The sequence below is a fragment of the Dellaglioa sp. CoH-57-MRSF-20 genome (assembly GCF_056781955.1).
In genome coordinates this window covers 1-256 of the sequence record NZ_JBXAXV010000295.1, presented here as the reverse complement: position 1 = coordinate 256, position 256 = coordinate 1, and the positions used below count along the sequence as shown (strand labels likewise).

At 57.8% G+C, this 256-nt stretch carries 1 protein-coding gene; it reads left to right on the top strand.

Annotated features, from left to right (window positions below; all coding sequences use genetic code 11):
* The first annotated feature begins 29 nt into the window (after positions 1-29).
* Positions 30-227 (top strand): HNH endonuclease, encoded by a 198-nt coding sequence (locus AC1RPN_RS09095; protein ID WP_481763860.1) that lies wholly within the window; start codon positions 30-32, stop codon positions 225-227.
* Positions 228-256: the final 29 nt, after the last annotated feature.

Below are 256 nucleotides of genomic sequence, written 5' to 3'. Positions count from 1 at the left end.
CCGGTTGGTGGGAAATACGGGCCAAGGTTGTGGCACGCGATGGCAACAAGTGCCGGGCCATAGTGGGCGGCAAGCAATGCCTGCGCCCTGCTGTGGAAGTACATCACATAGTGCCTCTCTCACGGGGCGGCACCAACACGATGTCGAATCTCCTATCGCTGTGCAAAAGCTGCCACGACAAACGCCATAACCATCTGCATCGAGCGCGCGGCGCTCACAACCATTGAGGAATACACAATGCCTAACAGCAAGCTCC